The following is a 16,012-nucleotide window of genomic DNA, read 5'->3' on the forward strand; positions in this document are numbered from 1 at the left end:
TACCGACGAGGAACGCGCCGACCGCGGCGGAGACCTGGAGTTGCTGTGCGACCCCGGCGACCAGCAGGGTCAGCCCCAGCACCACAAGCAACAGCATCTCGGCGTTGTCGGAGGAGACCGCGCGGCTGACCAGGCGGCCGTGCCGCAGCGCCACGTACAGGACGGCGCCGACCGTGCCCAGCGAGATCAGCAGGGTGACGGTCCCGCCGGCCAGGCTCACCCCGGCGAGCAGGGCGGTGAGGATCGGCAGGTAGACCGCCATGGCCAGGTCTTCGAGGACGAGCACCCCGAGGACGACGGGGGTCTCGCGGTTGCCGATCCTGCGCAGGTCGCCGAGCACCTTGGCGATCACCCCGGACGAGGAGATCCAGGTCACCCCGGCGAGCGCCACGGCGGCGACCGGGCCCCAGCCGAGCAGCAGCGCCGCCAGGGCGCCGGGGACCGCGTTGAGGACGAAGTCGACGGCCCCGGAGGGGAACTGGGTCTGCAGGGTGGTGACGAGTTCGGAGGCGCTGTACTCCAGGCCGAGCATGACCAGCAGCAGGATCACCCCGATCTCGGCGCCGGTGGCGACGAACTCCTCACTGGCCGTCAGGGGCAGGATGCCGCCCTGTCCGAAGGCGAGCCCGGCGAGCAGATACAGAGGTATGGGCGAGAAGCCCACCCGCCCGGCGATGCGGCCCAGCAGGCCCAGGACGAGAATGATCGCCCCGAGTTCGATGAGCATGGCGGTGGTGTCGTGCACGGGCGTCTGACCTCCGTCGATCGGTTCGGTGGCGGCGTCTGTGCCTTCGCGGGTACCGGGCGTCGGACGCGTTGTCCGTGCCGTTGCGCGTGCGCATGTCCGTTGGCCGGCCCGGCGGTCTGATGCCGTCCCACGGCGGGAGGGTGCCGGGCGGTGAGTGCGGGTGCCGTCGGGCGGCTCCCGCGGTGGAAGAGGGACCGGATCGGCGGTGGATCCGGGGCGTCAGCGGGAGCGGTGGTCGCTCAAGACGGCGCTGTCGGTATCAGGAACGCTGTCGCGGGCGGTGTTGCCGACGCGGACCCGGACGGCGGCACGCGCGCGGACGGATCGGTCCATGTCACGCCCCCCCATCACGTCGGCCGGAAACCGGCGACCACCAACGACTGAGCATGCTTACGCTCAACAGAGCGTAAGCACTCGGTAAAGAAGTCTATCGCATGCCGGAACGGCCCCTCAGGAGAACGTCAGAAAGTCCACGTTGGCGCGCGGGTACCTCACCGCGACGACCCGGACCGCCGCCGGGCCCGGTCGGGGTCGAGGAGCTGCACGGCGATGCCCATGACAACGAGGCCGGCGGCGATCAGCAGCCCGTGGGGCAGGAAGACGCCCAGGGCGAGCGCGGCGCCACCGCCGGCCAGCCCCCACCAGGCGCCGGTACGCCGGTACTCGCGGGGCCGCGCGGGACGCCCGGATCCGAGGGCGCGGGCGAAGCGGGGATCGTCCCGCTCCAGCCGTGCGGCGAGGTCGACCAGGCGTTCGTCGTCGAACTGGGTCACGGCTCCATCCCTCCCGAACCTGACACCGTCACGGAGCCGGCCCGTCGCATACGACGCAACCGGTCCGCCGGACCTCCAGGCTCTCCCCCGCCCGCGGCCTGCCGCCATCAGGTGCGGCCCTCATCTTTCCTGGTGGTTGCCCCACACGGAAGCGGTCACGCATACCGGGCGTACGGCCCGGAAGATGGGTGCTGCCACGGATGGCGCACCGGCCGGAACCCCACCACCCTGGTGGCAGCGGAGTCCATGTCGAGGAGGCGGAACGCGGTGCCCCTGTACTGGCGGATCTTCCTGCTGAACGCCGTCGTGCTGGTCGTGGCCACCGCTCTGCTGCTCGGCCCGGTCACCGTGTCCACTCCCGTGCTGCTCACCGAGGCCGCGATCCTCGCCGTGGGCCTGGCCGCCATGCTCGTCGCCAACGCCCTGCTGCTGCGCGTCGCCCTGGCCCCGCTGCAACGCCTCACCCGCGCGATGACCACGGCCGACCTGCTGCGGCCGGGGCGGCGCCCGCCGGTCGGCGGGCACGGCGAGGTGGCCGAGCTGATCACGGCGTTCAACACCATGCTCGACCGGCTTGAGGACGAGCGGGCGACCAGCAGCGCCCGCGCGCTCTCCGCCCAGGAGTCCGAACGCCATCGCATCGCCCGCGAGCTGCATGACGAGGTCGGACAGACGCTGACCGCCGTCCTGCTGGAACTGGAGCGGGTCGCCCGGCACGCCCCGTCCGAACTCCGTGCTGAGCTGCACGAGGTGCAGGAGACCACCCGGGCGAGCCTGGACGAGATCCGCCGCATCGCCCGCCGGCTGCGCCCCGGCGTCCTCGACGAGCTGGGCCTGACCCGCGCACTCAAGGCGCTGACGGCCGAGTTCACCGGGCCCGCCCTGTCCGTGCGGTCCCGGCTCGCCCCGGAGCTGCCGCCGCTGGCCCGCGCGTCCGAGCTGGTCGTCTACCGTGTCGCCCAGGAGGGGCTGACCAACACCGCCCGGCACGCCCAGGCGCGCCGCGCCGAGGTCAGCCTCCGGAGCACGGCCACCGGAGTGGAGCTGCGCATCCGCGACGACGGCCGCGGCATCGGCGGTGCGCCCGAGGGCGCCGGCATCCACGGCATGCGCGAACGCGCCCTGCTCATCGGCGCCGATCTCGGGGTGGGCCCCGGGCCCGGCGGAGGCACCGAAGTACGTCTGGCCGTCCCCGTACCCGACCGGAATCCCTGAACCATGCCCCAGCCCTCACCCACCCGCATCCTGCTCGCCGACGACCACGCCCTGGTCCGCCGCGGGGTCCGGCTCATCCTGGAGAGCGAGCCCGATCTGACCGTCGTCGCCGAGGCCGACAACGGCGCCGAAGCGGTCGCGCAGGCCCGCGCCCACCACCCGGACCTGGCCATCCTCGACATAGCCATGCCCCGGCTGACCGGTCTGCAGGCCGCGCGTGAGCTTTCCCGCACGGAGCCGGACCTGCGGATCCTCATCCTGACGATGTACGACAACGAGCAGTACTTCTTCGAGGCGCTGGGCGCCGGCGCCTCCGGCTACGTCCTCAAGTCCGTCGCCGACCGCGACCTGGTCGAGGCGTGCCGCGCCACCATGCGCGGCGAACCGTTCCTCTACCCGGGGGCCGTCAACGCCCTCGTACGCACCTATCTGGATCTGGCCCGGGAGGGCCGGGCGCTGCCCGCGCGGGCCATCACGGACCGCGAGGAGGAGATCCTCAAGCTCGTCGCCGAGGGGCACACCTCGCAGGAGATCGCCGACCTGCTCGTCATCAGCCCGAAGACGGTGGAGCGCCACCGCGCCAACCTGCTGCAGAAGCTGGGCCTGAAGGACCGGCTGGAACTCACCCGGTACGCGATCCGCGTCGGTCTGATCGAAGCCTGACCGGGCCATGGCCCGGCCCGAGCGTGCGGTGCGCGGCGGCGGAGCACCGGCCGGGCGCCTGCCGGGCGGGACTACCGTTCGGCTTCGGCGGACACCGCGGACGGGGAGCGGCGGGGGGTGCCGGGGGATTCGGACGCGGCGAGGGTTTCGGACGCGGCGGGGGATCCGGACGCGGCGGCGGGCGGACGGTGCCCGGGGCGCAGGACGCGGGCGAACAGCCGCGCGTGTCCGGCCACGACGGGGCCGAGGACCGCGAGGACGAGCACATACCCGGCGATGAACGGGGCGAGACGGCCGTCCAGGCGTGCGCCGGCCGCCATGGACGCCAGGATCAGCGCGAACTCCCCGCGGGCCACGAGGGTGGTGGCGATCGCCGCGGCGGGCTCCGGACCGTACCGGTAGATGCGGGCGACGAACAGGCCCGCGGCGACGTTCATGACGAGGGTCAGCGCGGCGGCGACGGCCACCGGTACGGCCACGGAGGCAAGGTCCCCGGGGTCGATGGCGAGCCCGAAGGCGAAGAAGAAGATCGCGGCGAAGGCGTCGCGCAGCGGATGCACCAGCGCACGGATGCGCGGGCCGGAGGGGGTGCCGGCCAGGATGAGGCCGACCATGAAGGCCCCGATGGCGTCGGCCACGCCGAGGAGTTCGGAGACACCGGCGATCAGGACCGCGGCACCCAGGAAGCTGATGACCAGCAGTTCGTTGTCCCGGGTCACGATCAGACGGCCGACGAGCCGGGTGCCGTAGCGGGCGGCGGCGGCCAGCACCAGCAGGAATCCGAACGCCTTCGCGCCCTGTGCCACCGCGTCCCCGATGCCCTGCGCGCCGCCGACGACCGGCTGGAGCGCGGCCAGGTACAGCGCCAGGAAGATGTCCTCGACCACGATGACGCCCAGGATCAGCCGGGTCTCCGGGTGGCCCAGCCGGCCCTGGTCAATGAGGATCTTCGTGACGATCGCGGACGACGAGATGCCCAGCACACCGGCGAGCACCAGCGCTTCCCGCACCCCCCAGCCCAGCGCGAAGCCGAAGGCCAGGCCCGCGCCGACGTTCAGCAGCAGATAGACACCGCCGGCGGTCAGCAGCCGCCGGCCCCCGTTCCTGAGGTCGTCCAGGTGGAATTCGAGCCCCAGGCAGAACAGCAGCAGGACCAGTCCGAGCGCGGAGAGCATGGCGAAGTCGTGGGCGTCCTCGACGAGGACCGGTCCGGGGGTGTGCGGGCCTAGCAGGATGCCGGCGAGCATGAACAGCGGAATCGTGGGGAGCCCGATCCGGCCGCCGAGCCGGGCGAGCAGCGCGGCGCCCACGAAGGCGCCGCCCATGGCGAGCAGTGTGTCGGCATGTCCCACGGGCCACCGCCTTCCACACCACGGTCTCGGGACGGGATCCGGTCTGCCGCGGCGGCGCCACGTCTCGCGCCTGCGCTGCGGCACACCCCACCCTCACAGGGCCAACCGCGAAGCGGCCATCGGTGCCGACCCCCAATTCAGGCTCGGGCCGACCCCCATCCCGGCCCTGCCAACGCCCTGCCGACGCCCTGCCGGGCCGGGGACGCCACGATGCCGTCTTTCGGCTGCGGCGCGCCTGTCAGCGCCGGGCCGTCTTTCGGCTGCGGCAGTCGTCGTGGCTGGTCGCGCCGTTCCCCGCGCCCCTTACGGGCGCCACGCCGGCCTTCGACCGCGGCAGCCGTCGTGGTCGATCGCGCCGTTCCCCGCGCCCCTTACGGGCGCCACGCCGGCCTTCGACCGCGGCAGCCGTCGTGGTCGATCGCGCCGTTCCCCGCGCCCCTATCGGGCGGCACGCCAGCCTTCGACCGCGGCAGCCGTCGTGGCTGGTCGCGCCGTTCCCCGCGCCCCTTACGGGCGCCACGCCGGCCTTCGTCCGCGGCAGTCGTTGTGGCTGGTCGCGCCGTTGCCTGCGCCCCTTACGGGCGCCAGGGCGGCCTTCGTCCGCGGCAGTCGTTGTGGCTGGTCGCGCCGTTGCCTGCGCTCCTTTGGGGCTGGGGCGGGTCACTGGTTGGTGGGGGGCTTGTAGCCCACGCCGCACCACATCGGGAGGGGGGTGCCCTCGGAGATGGTGTCGGTGTCGGGGCGCCACTGCGGTAGTTCGACCACCCCGGGGTCGAGGATCCGCGTGCCCTCGAAGAACCGGGACACCTGGGCATGCGTGCGCGGCGCCGCCTGTTCGGCGGCCCGCTCGTTGTAGACGCGCATGGACTCCGAGACCTCGTCGGCCCCGATGTCCGATGCCGGGTGGGACAGGACCAGGTAGCTGCCGGCCGGGAGGGCGTCAACGAGCCGCCGCGCGATCGCGTACGGGTCGTCCGCGTCCGGGATGTACTGGAGGATCGCCACCAGCATCAGGCCCACCGGCCGGGACAGGTCGAGGGTGTCGCGCGCCTGCGCGAGGATGCGGTCGACGTCCCGCAGGTCCGCCTGGAGGTAGTCGGTGGCGCCCTCCGGCGTGCTGACCAGCAGCGCTTGGGCATGGGCGAGCACGACCGGGTCGTTGTCGACGTAGACGACCCGCGCGCCCGGGTCGGCCCGCTGCGCCACCTCATGGGTGTTGTCGGCGGCGGGGATGCCGGTGCCGATGTCGAGGAACTGCCGGATGCCGGCGCGGCTCAGCTCGCGAACGGCCCGGCCGAGGAACGCCCGGTTGGCCCGGACGGCCGGGATGATCTGCGGGTTCGCCGTGGCCGCGAGGCGGGCCGCCTCCTCGTCCGCCGGGTAGTTGTCCTTGCCACCGAGCCACGCGTTGTAGACGCGCGCGGGGTGCGCCACCGAAGAGTTGAAGGGTGCCATGCCGCCGGTCAGTCTGTCGCTCATCGTCCGGTCCTACTCGCTCGCGTGTGCCGACGCGAGCACACTAACCCACGTTCTGATCATCAATGTGTCCTGAGGCAGGGCCAGTTCGGGACGGGAAGACCCAGGTCGGCGCCCCGGGGTGGTGGCAGCCCCCTGGGGTTGCTGGGGACAGCCCCCGGCCGCTTCGGGTGCCTGGCAGGCTGTCCCGGCCGGTCGCCCGTCCCGAGACTCGACAGCATGACGATCTCCACGGACACCTCCGTCGCGGCCGGAACGCCCGCCCCCCGCCGCCGGGCGCCCGGCTCCGGCTCCGCGGCGGGCAGCGACTTCGCCAGACTCTCCCAGCGGATCACGGACGCGGGCCTGCTGGCACGGCGGCCCGGCTACTACACGGCACGGCTCGGCCTGGTGATCGCGCTGCTGGCGACGGGCTGGGGGGTGTTCTTCGCGCTCGGTGACACCTGGTGGCAGCTCGCGGTCGCCGCCTTCATGGCGCTGACGTTCGGTCAGGTCGCCCTCGTCGCCCATGACTTGGCGCACCGGCAGGTCTTCCGGCGGCGCCGGCCGAGCGAGCTGTGGGGCCGTCTGTTCGGCAACCTGGGCATCGGCATGAGCTACGGCTGGTGGATGAACAAGCACACCCGCCACCACGCCAACCCCAACCACGAGGAACTCGACCCCGATGTCGCCCCCGACATCCTGGTGTGGTCCACCGAGCAGGCCCGGCACAGCCGCGGCCTGGCCCGGCTCATCGGCGGCCACCAGGCCCTGCTGTTCTTCCCGCTGCTGACGCTGGAGGGTTTCAACCTGCACGTGGCGAGCGCGCGGGCGCTGCGCTCGCCGTCGATGAAGAACCGCCTCCTGGAGGGAGCCCTGCTCTTCCTGCACATCGCGGGCTATCTGTCCGCGCTGTTCCTGGTGCTCTCACCGGGCAAGGCGGTGGCGTTCCTCGCCGTGCACCAGTGCCTCTTCGGCGTGTACCTCGGCTGCACCTTCGCACCCAACCACAAGGGCATGCCCACCTTCCGCGGGGACGAGCGGCCCGACTTCCTGCGCCGCCAGGTGCTCACCTCCCGCAATGTGACCGGCGGCCCGCTCACCGATGTGATGCTCGGCGGCCTCAACTACCAGATCGAGCACCATCTCTTCCCGAGCATGCCCACGCCCCATCTGCGACGGGCCCAGGTCATCGTGCGCGCGTACTGCGCGGAGATCGGCGTGCCCTACCACGAGACCGGGCTGATCCGCTCGTACCGCGAGGCCCTGACCCATATGCACCGCGTCGGAGAACCGATCAGACGGCAGCGCAGGGCGTCCTGACGGCGCGGTCAGCCGTGGCCGAGGAGGTCACAGACCTGGTCGGTGATCGTGGGCCACGCCTCGTCCGGGAGGTCGCCGAGGTGCTGCCGCCGCAGTGCGCGCAGCACCTGTTCGGCGTCGGTGTCGGCCGCGCACGCCGCGCTGCCGCTGAGCACGTCGTAGCCGTCGCGGACGGCGACCCGGAGCCGGTTGCGGCCGTCGGCGTCCGCGTGCAGGGCCGCCGCGACGACCAGCGGCGGCGGCCCGCCGGCCTCGCCCGGCAGCTTGCGGTAGGCGCTGGCGAGCGGTGCGCGCCAGTGGAGGCTGAGCAGCAGCGGGCGTTTGGCGGTGACCTCGGCCAGGTCGGTCTCGTGGATGCCGTCGGCTTCCAGGACCCGGGCGCGGGCGTCCAGGACGAGGGCCGCGGGCAGCAGGCACCGCAGGGCGCTGCCGACGATGTTGCCGCCGACGGTCGCCGTCCGGCGTACGGCGCCGGTGCCGATGGTGGCGGCGGCCAGGCGCAGCACGTCCGGCACCCGCTCGTCCACCCGGTTCAGGACGACGGCGCCGCCGAGGGATTCACGCCCGATGACGTTGGCCTCCGGCAGGTCGCGCAGGGACATGGCCCGTTGGGGGAAGCCGTCGCGTTGCCAGGTGGCCCACACCAGTGTCGCCCCGCCGATCGGGACGGCCTCCTCCGCCAGGCACTCCTGGGCTTCGGACACGGAGAGGGGGAACCGCAGCAGCACGGCGACCGACCTGCCTTTCGTGGGGAGGTGAAGGCGGCAGGGGCGAGGGATCGTCCTTCGCCCCGCCGGCACGGCGCATCTTCGCCGCACAGCGGGGGGCGCGTACAGGGCTCACATGAGCATGACCAGGAAAACTGACGGCCCCTCAGAAAAGGAGCGGATCAGCCGGCTTCCGCGCAATGGAACACGGCCCGAATTTACGGGCGCCGAGTTCGGCGGGAAACCCGGGGAAATCCCGCGAAATACCCTGATCGCCGAATACACCGAGCGGAGACACCGCGGCCGTCCCGTTCGTGTGGTGAGCCGCACATCCAGGGGCCCGTGATGATCCGGGGCCGGGATCCGCTGGTTACCCCGGGGGGCCCGCCACGGGGCTCACGGGGATGAAGGGGTGGGTTTGAATGGGTGAGTTGCACGAGCGCACGCTGGACGCGACGGGAATGCGTCCCCGCGCGGCGGAGTTCGTCGCCCGCGTCACGGCCCGCAGCCGCCTGCCGCTGGACTACTCGGAACGAAGCCTGCGCATCGTCGACTTCCTGCTCGACGGCCTGCGCAAGGGCGGCGCTCCGCGGGAGCGCAACCGCGAGACGCTGCTCGGGCTCGGCGCCTACGTCGGGGAGGTGCTGGTGCGCCGGGCGGGGGCGGTGTGGGTGGACCTCGACGCCGAGCAGCGCGCCTACTTCGGGCAGGACGTCGGCGTCCGCATGCCGGACGGCCGCATCTGGAACCCGCTGGGCAAGGTCCTCAACCGCTACGAGGTGGGCTCCCCCAGGGATTCACTGCAGCTGTTCTACCTGACGCTGCACGGCCGACCGCGCCGGACCGTCTGAGCGCCGGGTTAATTCCAGGCGAATTCGTCGGTGCACCCGCGAAAGGCCGGCTCACACCCGTACCCGAGCCGGCCTTTTCGTCTTCTGCCAAGCCGGCGAAATGTTCCGGCCAAAGCGTTACCATCGCGCAATGCGTATCGCCCAGCTCCAAGAAGCCAATGCCCGCATGCTGGCCCACGCACCATCCGTCCGGCCGGTCTCCACGGGCGACATCATCCGTACCCATCGCAAGAAACACCCTTACCGGGGATATGTCGAGATCGACTCCCCGTACTGCGCGCCGTTCGTCATGTTCTGCGTGAACGACGACGCGGTCGCCCTGGACACCCTGTGGAACGGGCGGTTCGGCTATGAACCGGGCAGCCTCGCCACCTGGTCCCGGCTGGCGGCGGACAGCACGACGATCGCCGATGTCGGCGCGCACGTCGGATACTTCTCGCTGATCGCCGCGCTCGCCAACCCGAAGGCGAAGATCCACTCCTTCGAGCCGGTGGACATGATCCACGCCCGGCTCTCGGTGAACCTCCGCTCGAACAACGTCCAGAACGTACGGCTCTACCAGGCGGGGGTGTCCAGCGAGCCGGGCTGGGCCGACATCAGCGTCCGCTTCTCCGGGAACCTTCTGTCGACCGGCTCCACGCTGGAGCACGCCGCCGCCGACGCGCAGCTCAAGCGCGTCCGGCTCCGCGCGCTGGACGAGGTGTTCGCCGACGCCAGGCTGGACCTCGTCAAGATCGACGTGGAGGGCCATGAGATGTCGGTGCTGCGCGGGGCCCGGCAGGTGCTGAAGCGCGACCGGCCGACGGTGATCCTGGAGGCGCTGGTGGACGCGCCGCTGACCCCGCTCCTCGCCGAGTTCGAACCGCTCGGCTACGACTCCCACTGGGTCACCGAGGACGGCGGCACCCTCGTACCCTCGTACGCGCCCAGGCCGCCCGGAACCCGGAACCTCCTGTTCACCCCGCAGCACTGACGGAGCCTGCCGCGGCTCCTGTCATCCCTCGAAGCGGTAGCCCATGCCGGGCTCGGTGATCAGATAGCGCGGGTGGGAGGGGTCCGCCTCCAGTTTCCGGCGCAACTGCGCCATGTAGACCCGTAGGTAATGGGTCTTGTTGTGCTGCGAGAGGCCCCAGACCTCCTGGAGGAGATGCTTCTGCGTGACCAGCCGGCCGGGGTGCGTCACCAGGATCTCCAGCAGCTGCCACTCGGTCGGCGTCAGCCGCACGTCCCGCCCGTCCCGTACGGCCCGTCTGGCGAGCAGGTCGATGCTGAAGTGCTCCGTTTCGACGAGGGTCGTCTCGGGGACGTACGGCGTGCCCTCACCGCGGCGGGCGGCGGCCCGCAGCCGGGCCAGCAACTCGTCCATGCCGAACGGTTTGGTCACGTAGTCGTCGGCGCCGGCGTCGAGCGCGGCGACCTTCTCCTCGGATGCCTGCCGTGCGGACAGGACCAGGATCGGCACACGGGTCCAGCCGCGCAGGGCCCTGATGACGTCCACGCCGTCCATGTCGGGCAGCCCGAGGTCCAGCAGCACCACGTCGGGCTGTCTCGCGGCGGCGAGCCGCAGGGCCGTGGTCCCGTCGGGGGCGGCGTCCACGCCGTAGTGGCGTGCTTCCAGATTGATGACGAGGGCCCGTACGAGCTGCGGGTCGTCCTCCGCCACCAGCACCCTGGTCATGGGCGTGTGCCTTTCCTGTCGTCGCCGGGCCGGGCAGTCGTCCCCGCGCTCCGGACGCCGAGTGTCATCGGGTGGCGCGCGCCCCGGCGCGGGGCAGATGGCGGCCGCCCGTCGGATCCCCACCGAGCGGGCCGCGCGGCGATCGGCCGACCGTCAGGGGCCGCGTGCAGCCACCGCGCAGCACGCCGACACCACGGACCGGGCCGGACACGAACCACCCAGGCCGTGCCGACCACGGCCAGACCGACGACCGGCACGGCACCGACCGTCCCGCGGCTGCCGGTAAGGCGGCCGGACGCGAGGCGGCGGGCTTCGGGACAGCGGGAGCCGACGGCCCGGGGTGCTCCCTGGGCCGCCGGCATCCGTGCGTGTCGCGTAACCCCATCAGTGCTTCGCCACAAGGCCCTTGAGCGCGACGTTGAGTTCGAGGACGTTCACCCGCGGCTCGCCGATGAAGCCGAGGGTGCGGCCGCTGGTGTGGTCCTCGACGAGCCTGTCGACCTGGGCGACCGGAAGGCCGTTCTTCGCGGCGACCCGGTGGACCTGGAGTTCGGCGTAGGCCGGGGAGATGTCCGGGTCGAGGCCGGAGCCGGAGGAGGTGACGGCGTCGGCGGGGACGTCCGCCGGACGCACCGTGTGGCCGGGCACCGAGTTGTCCTTGACGACCGCGGCCTTGGCGTCCCGCACCTGCTTGATCAGGACCTTGCTGTCTGCGGAGAGGTTGGTGGCACCGGACAGGATCAGCTTGTACTGCGTGTTGAGGCTGTTGCTGCCGAGGCCGTTGGCCGGCCGGCCCTGGAACCACTTCAGGTCGGCCTCCGGGGTCTGCTGGCCCTTCTTCAGCGGCAGACGGTACGACTGCCCGATCAGGGAGGAGCCGACGACCGCGCCGTTCGCCGTGATCTGCGAGCCGTTCGCCTGGTCGCGGAACAGCCCCTGGGCGATGCCGGTGACGGCCAGCGGATAGAGGACCCCGGTCACCAGGGTGAGCACGAGGAGGGCACGCAGGCCCGCCCCGAGCAACCGGGCCGTGTTCGTTACGGAGTTGTTCATGGCGATCAGCCGATTCCGGGAATGAGGGAGAGAAGCAGGTCGATGATCTTGATGCCGATGAAGGGGGCGATCAGCCCGCCGATGCCGTAGATCCCGAGGTTGCGGCGCAGCATCCGGTCGGCGCTCACCGGCCGGTACCGCACACCCTTCAGGGACAGCGGCACCAGCGCGATGATGATCAGCGCGTTGAAGACGACCGCGGACAGGATCGCGGAGTCGGGCGAGGACAGCTGCATGATGTTCAGCCGGTCCAGGCCCGGGTAGACCGCCGCGAACAGCGCGGGGATGATCGCGAAGTACTTCGCCACGTCGTTGGCGATGGAGAACGTGGTCAGCGCGCCCCGCGTGATCAGCAGCTGCTTGCCGATCTCGACGACCTCGATCAGCTTGGTCGGGTTGGAGTCGAGGTCGACCATGTTGCCGGCCTCCTTGGCGGCCGACGTACCGGTGTTCATCGCCACCCCGACGTCCGCCTGGGCCAGCGCGGGCGCGTCATTGGTGCCGTCGCCCGTCATCGCGACCAGCTTCCCGCCCGCCTGCTCCCGCTTGATCAGCGCCATCTTGTCCTCGGGCGTGGCCTCCGCGAGGAAGTCGTCGACCCCGGCCTCCTCGGCGATCGCCCGCGCGGTCAGCGGGTTGTCACCCGTGATCATGACCGTCTTGATGCCCATGCGGCGCAGTTCCTCGAACCGCTCCCGCATCCCGTCCTTGACCACGTCCTTGAGGTGGATGACGCCGAGGACGCGGGCGCCGTTGTCGTCGTGGACCGCCACCAGCAGCGGGGTACCGCCGGCCTCGGCTATCCGGTCGGCGGTCGCGCCCGCGTCCTCGGCGACCGTGCCGCCGCGTCCTTCGACCCAGGCGGTGACCGAGCCGGCCGCGCCCTTGCGGATCATCCGGCCGTCGACGTCCACGCCCGACATCCGGGTCTGCGCGGTGAAGGCGATCCACTCGGCCTGCGCCAGCTCGCCCTGGTGCCGCTCCCGCAGCCCGTACCGCTCCTTCGCCAGCACCACGACCGAGCGGCCCTCCGGCGTCTCGTCCGCCAGCGAGGAGAGCTGGGCCGCGTCGGCGAGTTCGGCCGCGGTGGTGCCGTGCACCGGCACGAACTCGGCGGCCTGCCGGTTGCCGAGGGTGATGGTGCCGGTCTTGTCCAGCAGCAGCGTGGAGACGTCACCGGCGGCCTCGACCGCACGGCCCGACATGGCCAGCACATTGCGCTGCACCAGCCGGTCCATGCCCGCGATGCCGATCGCGGACAGCAGGGCACCGATGGTCGTCGGAATCAGGCACACCAGCAGCGCCACCAGCACCACCATCGACAGATGCGTGCCCGCGTAGGCGGCGAACGGCGGCAGCGTCGCACAGGCCAGCAGGAACACGATCGTCAGCGACGCCAGCAGGATGTTCAGGGCGATCTCGTTCGGCGTCTTCTGCCGGGCCGCGCCCTCGACCAGGCGGATCATCCGGTCGATGAACGTCTCACCCGGCCTCGTCGTGATCTTGATGACGATCCGGTCCGACAGCACCTTCGTACCGCCCGTGACCGCCGACCGGTCACCGCCCGACTCACGGATCACCGGGGCCGACTCCCCCGTGATCGCCGACTCGTCGACCGAGGCGACGCCCTCGATCACATCCCCGTCACCGGGGATGACGTCACCGGCCTCGCACACCACCAGGTCGCCGATCTGCAACCCGGTGCCCGGCACCCGCTCCTCGCGGCCCGCGCTCAGCCTGCGGGCGACCGTGTCGGTCTTCGCGCGGCGCAGGGTGTCCGCCTGCGCCTTGCCCCGGCCCTCCGCGACCGCCTCCGCGAGATTGGCGAAGACCACGGTCAGCCACAGCCAGGCGCTGATCGCCCAGCCGAACCAGTCCCCGGGATCCGTGAAGGAGAACACGGTGGTGAGGACGGACCCGATCCACACCACGAACATCACGGGAGACTTGACCATCACCCGTGGATCGAGCTTGCGGAAGGCGTCCGGCAGGGACCTGATGAGTTGCTTGGGATCGAAGAGACCCGCGCCGACACGGCCCTCGGCCGACTTGCGCCCGGTGGGCACGTCGCTGTGCGGCGCCCTGGTCGGAGTGGCTGTGGACATGACGTCCTCTGACTTCTCTCTACGGGTGGTCTTCACGTCTCTGCGGGCGCGCTTCACGTCTCTACGGGCGGTCCTCACGCCAGCCCCTCGGCGAGCGGACCCAGCGCCAGGGCCGGGAAGTAGGTCAGACCGGTGATGATCAGGATCGCGCCCACCAGCAGGCTGGTGAACAGGGGTTTCTCGGTGCGCAGGGTGCCCGCGGTGGCCGGAACGGGCTGCTGCTGGGCGAGCGAGCCGGCCAGCGCCAGCACGAACACCATCGGCAGGAAGCGGCCGAGCAGCATCGCGAGCCCGGTCATGGTGTTGTACCAGTCCGTGTTCGCGTTCAGGCCGGCGAAGGCGGAGCCGTTGTTGTTCGCGGCGGAGGTGAAGGCGTACAGGACCTCGGAGAATCCGTGCGCGCCCGAGTTGAGCATCGAGTGCGGTGGCGTCGGCAGCGCCATGGAGGCCGCCGAGAAGACGAGCACCAGGGCCGGAGTGATCAGGATGTAGACGGCGGCCAGTTTGATCTCGCGCGAGCCGATCTTCTTGCCCAGGTACTCGGGGGTACGGCCGACCATCAGACCCGCGATGAACACCGCGATCACGGCCATGATCAGCATGCCGTACAGCCCGGAGCCGACACCACCGGGCGCGATCTCGCCCAGCATCATGCCGAGCATGGTGATACCGCCGCCGAGGCCGGTGAACGAGGAGTGGAAGGAGTCCACCGCGCCGGTCGACGTCAGGGTGGTCGACACCGCGAAGATCGACGAGCCGCCGACCCCGAACCGGACCTCCTTGCCCTCCAGCGACGCGCCCGCCGCCTGGAGCGCCGGACCGTGGTGGGCGAACTCCGTGCACATCATCAGGGCGACGAAGCCGACCCAGATGGTGGCCATGGTGGCGAGGATCGCGTACCCCTGCCGCACCGAACCGACCATCACACCGAAGGTGCGGGTCAGCGAGAACGGGATCGCCAGAATGAGGAAGATCTCGAAGAGGTTGGTGAAGGGGGTGGGGTTCTCGAAGGGGTGCGCGCTGTTGGCGTTGAAGTAGCCGCCGCCGTTGGTGCCCAGCTCCTTGATCGCCTCCTGGGAGGCGACCGCGCCGCCGTTCCACTGCTGGGAGCCGCCCATGAACTGGCCGACCTCGTGAATGCCGGAGAAGTTCTGGATCGCCCCGCAGGCGACCAGCACCACCGCGGCGACGGCGGCGAGCGGCACCAGGATGCGCACCGTGCCCCGCACCAGGTCGGCCCAGAAGTTGCCCAGCTCGCCGGTGCGCGCACGGGCGAAGCCGCGCACCAGCGCCACCGCGACGGCGATGCCGACGGCGGCGGAGACGAAGTTCTGCACCGCGAGACCCGCCGTCTGCACGACATGGCCCATCGTCTGCTCGCCGTAGTACGACTGCCAGTTCGTGTTCGTCACGAAGGAGGCGGCCGTGTTGAACGACTGCGCCGGGCTGACGGAGGAGAAGCCGAGCGAGCCGGGCAGCACGCCCTGGAGGCGTTGCAGCAGGTAGAGGAAGAGGACACCGACCGCGGAGAAGGCCAGCAGGCTCCGCAGATACGCGGGCCAGCGCATCTGGGTGTCGGGGTGGGCGCCGATCCCCTTGTAGATCCACTTCTCGACGCGCAGATGCTTGTCGGAGGAGTAGACCCGGACCATGTAGGTGCCCAGGGGGACGTGGACCAGCGCGAGCGCGCCCATGAGCGCCAGCAGCTGCAGGACAGCAGCGAGTTGGGGACCCATCGCGCGGCTCAGAACCTCTCCGGGAAGATGAGGGCGAGGACGAGATAACCCAGCAGGGCGACGGCCACGACCAGGCCTACGACGTTCTCGGCGGTCACAGCTTCGTCACCCCCCGGGCGACAAGGGCCACCAGCGCGAACACCGCGATCGTGGTGACGACGAAGGCCACATCGGCCATCGCGAACTCCTGGAGTGAGGTTCGACAGAATCGGACAGATCGAGGAAAGCGCGTCTCCGACCGAAAAGGACCGTGCGTTGACGGCCCCCATACGGCCCCCAGCACACCCTTGACGCCCCTCTTACGCCACCCACAGGCGCGCCCCGAAGGGGCGCGAGGAACCACGCACCCAGCC

15 protein-coding genes are annotated in these 16,012 nt (G+C 71.3%); 5 read left to right on the plus strand and 10 right to left on the minus strand.

Annotated elements, in window-relative coordinates; all coding sequences use genetic code 11:
• Both ACIRFL_RS38065 and ACIRFL_RS38070 read right to left on the minus strand, forming a co-directional pair.
• A partial coding sequence (locus ACIRFL_RS38065) for a cation:proton antiporter (protein WP_404038450.1) occupies positions 1 to 745 on the minus strand: 745 nt, incomplete at its 3' end.
• Between the two features lie 494 nt (positions 746 to 1,239).
• Positions 1,240 to 1,521: a DUF3040 domain-containing protein gene (locus ACIRFL_RS38070; protein ID WP_404038453.1), complete on the minus strand. Its 282-nt coding sequence runs from the start codon at positions 1,519 to 1,521 to the stop codon at positions 1,240 to 1,242.
• Positions 1,522 to 1,788: 267 nt separating this feature from the next.
• Here ACIRFL_RS38070 and ACIRFL_RS38075 point away from each other — a divergent pair, with 267 nt between their 5' ends.
• Complete coding sequence (locus ACIRFL_RS38075) at positions 1,789 to 2,736, plus strand: histidine kinase (protein ID WP_404038456.1); 948 nt, start codon at positions 1,789 to 1,791, stop codon at positions 2,734 to 2,736.
• A 3-nt stretch (positions 2,737 to 2,739) separates the two neighbouring features.
• On the plus strand, positions 2,740 to 3,399 hold the full coding sequence (locus tag ACIRFL_RS38080) for a response regulator (RefSeq protein WP_404038459.1): 660 nt from the start codon (positions 2,740 to 2,742) through the stop codon (positions 3,397 to 3,399).
• 71 nt (positions 3,400 to 3,470) lie between these two features.
• On the opposite strand, the gene ACIRFL_RS38085 is transcribed toward ACIRFL_RS38080, so the two are convergent.
• Together ACIRFL_RS38085 and ACIRFL_RS38090 are read right to left on the minus strand one after the other, a co-directional pair.
• Complete coding sequence (locus ACIRFL_RS38085) at positions 3,471 to 4,751, minus strand: cation:proton antiporter (protein WP_404038462.1); 1,281 nt, start codon at positions 4,749 to 4,751, stop codon at positions 3,471 to 3,473.
• Between the two features lie 660 nt (positions 4,752 to 5,411).
• Positions 5,412 to 6,230: an SAM-dependent methyltransferase gene (locus tag ACIRFL_RS38090; protein ID WP_404038465.1), complete on the minus strand. Its 819-nt coding sequence runs from the start codon at positions 6,228 to 6,230 to the stop codon at positions 5,412 to 5,414.
• A gap of 216 nt (positions 6,231 to 6,446) precedes the next feature.
• Between ACIRFL_RS38090 and ACIRFL_RS38095 the strand changes: the two genes are divergently transcribed.
• Positions 6,447 to 7,529: a fatty acid desaturase family protein gene (locus ACIRFL_RS38095; RefSeq protein WP_404038469.1), complete on the plus strand. Its 1,083-nt coding sequence runs from the start codon at positions 6,447 to 6,449 to the stop codon at positions 7,527 to 7,529.
• Between the two features lie 8 nt (positions 7,530 to 7,537).
• Here ACIRFL_RS38095 and ACIRFL_RS38100 read toward each other — a convergent pair whose 3' ends face one another.
• Entirely contained in the window at positions 7,538 to 8,257 is a 720-nt protein-coding gene (locus ACIRFL_RS38100; RefSeq protein ID WP_404038472.1) for an FAD binding domain-containing protein, read from the minus strand.
• A 401-nt stretch (positions 8,258 to 8,658) separates the two neighbouring features.
• On the opposite strand from ACIRFL_RS38100, the gene ACIRFL_RS38105 reads away from it, so the two are divergent.
• Together ACIRFL_RS38105 and ACIRFL_RS38110 are read left to right on the plus strand one after the other, a co-directional pair.
• A complete protein-coding gene (locus ACIRFL_RS38105; RefSeq protein WP_404038475.1) occupies positions 8,659 to 9,087 on the plus strand; it encodes a hypothetical protein in 429 nt (142 codons plus the stop codon).
• Positions 9,088 to 9,217: 130 nt separating this feature from the next.
• Positions 9,218 to 10,060 (plus strand): FkbM family methyltransferase, encoded by an 843-nt coding sequence (locus ACIRFL_RS38110; RefSeq protein ID WP_404038477.1) that lies wholly within the window; start codon positions 9,218 to 9,220, stop codon positions 10,058 to 10,060.
• Between the two features lie 21 nt (positions 10,061 to 10,081).
• Here ACIRFL_RS38110 and ACIRFL_RS38115 read toward each other — a convergent pair whose 3' ends face one another.
• From ACIRFL_RS38115 to kdpF, 5 genes are all read right to left on the minus strand, one after another.
• Positions 10,082 to 10,765, minus strand: coding sequence for a response regulator (locus tag ACIRFL_RS38115; RefSeq protein ID WP_404038480.1), 684 nt, complete (start codon positions 10,763 to 10,765; stop codon positions 10,082 to 10,084).
• Positions 10,766 to 11,149: 384 nt separating this feature from the next.
• Entirely contained in the window at positions 11,150 to 11,818 is a 669-nt protein-coding gene (locus ACIRFL_RS38120; RefSeq protein ID WP_404038482.1) for a potassium-transporting ATPase subunit C, read from the minus strand.
• Positions 11,819 to 11,823: 5 nt separating this feature from the next.
• Positions 11,824 to 13,923 (minus strand): potassium-transporting ATPase subunit KdpB, encoded by a 2,100-nt coding sequence (kdpB, locus tag ACIRFL_RS38125; protein ID WP_404038485.1) that lies wholly within the window; start codon positions 13,921 to 13,923, stop codon positions 11,824 to 11,826.
• A 74-nt stretch (positions 13,924 to 13,997) separates the two neighbouring features.
• Positions 13,998 to 15,659 (minus strand): potassium-transporting ATPase subunit KdpA, encoded by a 1,662-nt coding sequence (kdpA, locus tag ACIRFL_RS38130; protein WP_404038488.1) that lies wholly within the window; start codon positions 15,657 to 15,659, stop codon positions 13,998 to 14,000.
• 8 nt (positions 15,660 to 15,667) lie between these two features.
• On the minus strand, positions 15,668 to 15,757 hold the full coding sequence (gene kdpF / locus ACIRFL_RS38135; RefSeq protein WP_009326374.1) for a K(+)-transporting ATPase subunit F: 90 nt from the start codon (positions 15,755 to 15,757) through the stop codon (positions 15,668 to 15,670).
• Positions 15,758 to 16,012: the final 255 nt, after the last annotated feature.

Origin of the sequence: Streptomyces sp. NPDC102462 (assembly GCF_044765425.1) — a bacterium.
Classification (GTDB): Bacteria; Actinomycetota; Actinomycetes; order Streptomycetales; family Streptomycetaceae; genus Streptomyces.

Bases quoted from the DNA above. Each gene is read 5' to 3' on its own strand.
- kdpB (WP_404038485.1), bottom strand. From the start codon at position 13,923: ATGTCCACAGCCACTCCGACCAGGGCGCCGCACAGCGACGTGCCCACC.
- ACIRFL_RS38115 (WP_404038480.1), bottom strand. From the start codon at position 10,765: ATGACCAGGGTGCTGGTGGCGGAGGACGACCCGCAGCTCGTACGGGCC.
- ACIRFL_RS38110 (WP_404038477.1), top strand. From the start codon at position 9,218: ATGCGTATCGCCCAGCTCCAAGAAGCCAATGCCCGCATGCTGGCCCAC.
- ACIRFL_RS38080 (WP_404038459.1), top strand. From the start codon at position 2,740: ATGCCCCAGCCCTCACCCACCCGCATCCTGCTCGCCGACGACCACGCC.
- ACIRFL_RS38105 (WP_404038475.1), top strand. From the start codon at position 8,659: ATGGGTGAGTTGCACGAGCGCACGCTGGACGCGACGGGAATGCGTCCC.
- ACIRFL_RS38120 (WP_404038482.1), bottom strand. From the start codon at position 11,818: ATGAACAACTCCGTAACGAACACGGCCCGGTTGCTCGGGGCGGGCCTG.
- ACIRFL_RS38090 (WP_404038465.1), bottom strand. From the start codon at position 6,230: ATGAGCGACAGACTGACCGGCGGCATGGCACCCTTCAACTCTTCGGTG.
- ACIRFL_RS38095 (WP_404038469.1), top strand. From the start codon at position 6,447: ATGACGATCTCCACGGACACCTCCGTCGCGGCCGGAACGCCCGCCCCC.
- kdpA (WP_404038488.1), bottom strand. From the start codon at position 15,659: ATGGGTCCCCAACTCGCTGCTGTCCTGCAGCTGCTGGCGCTCATGGGC.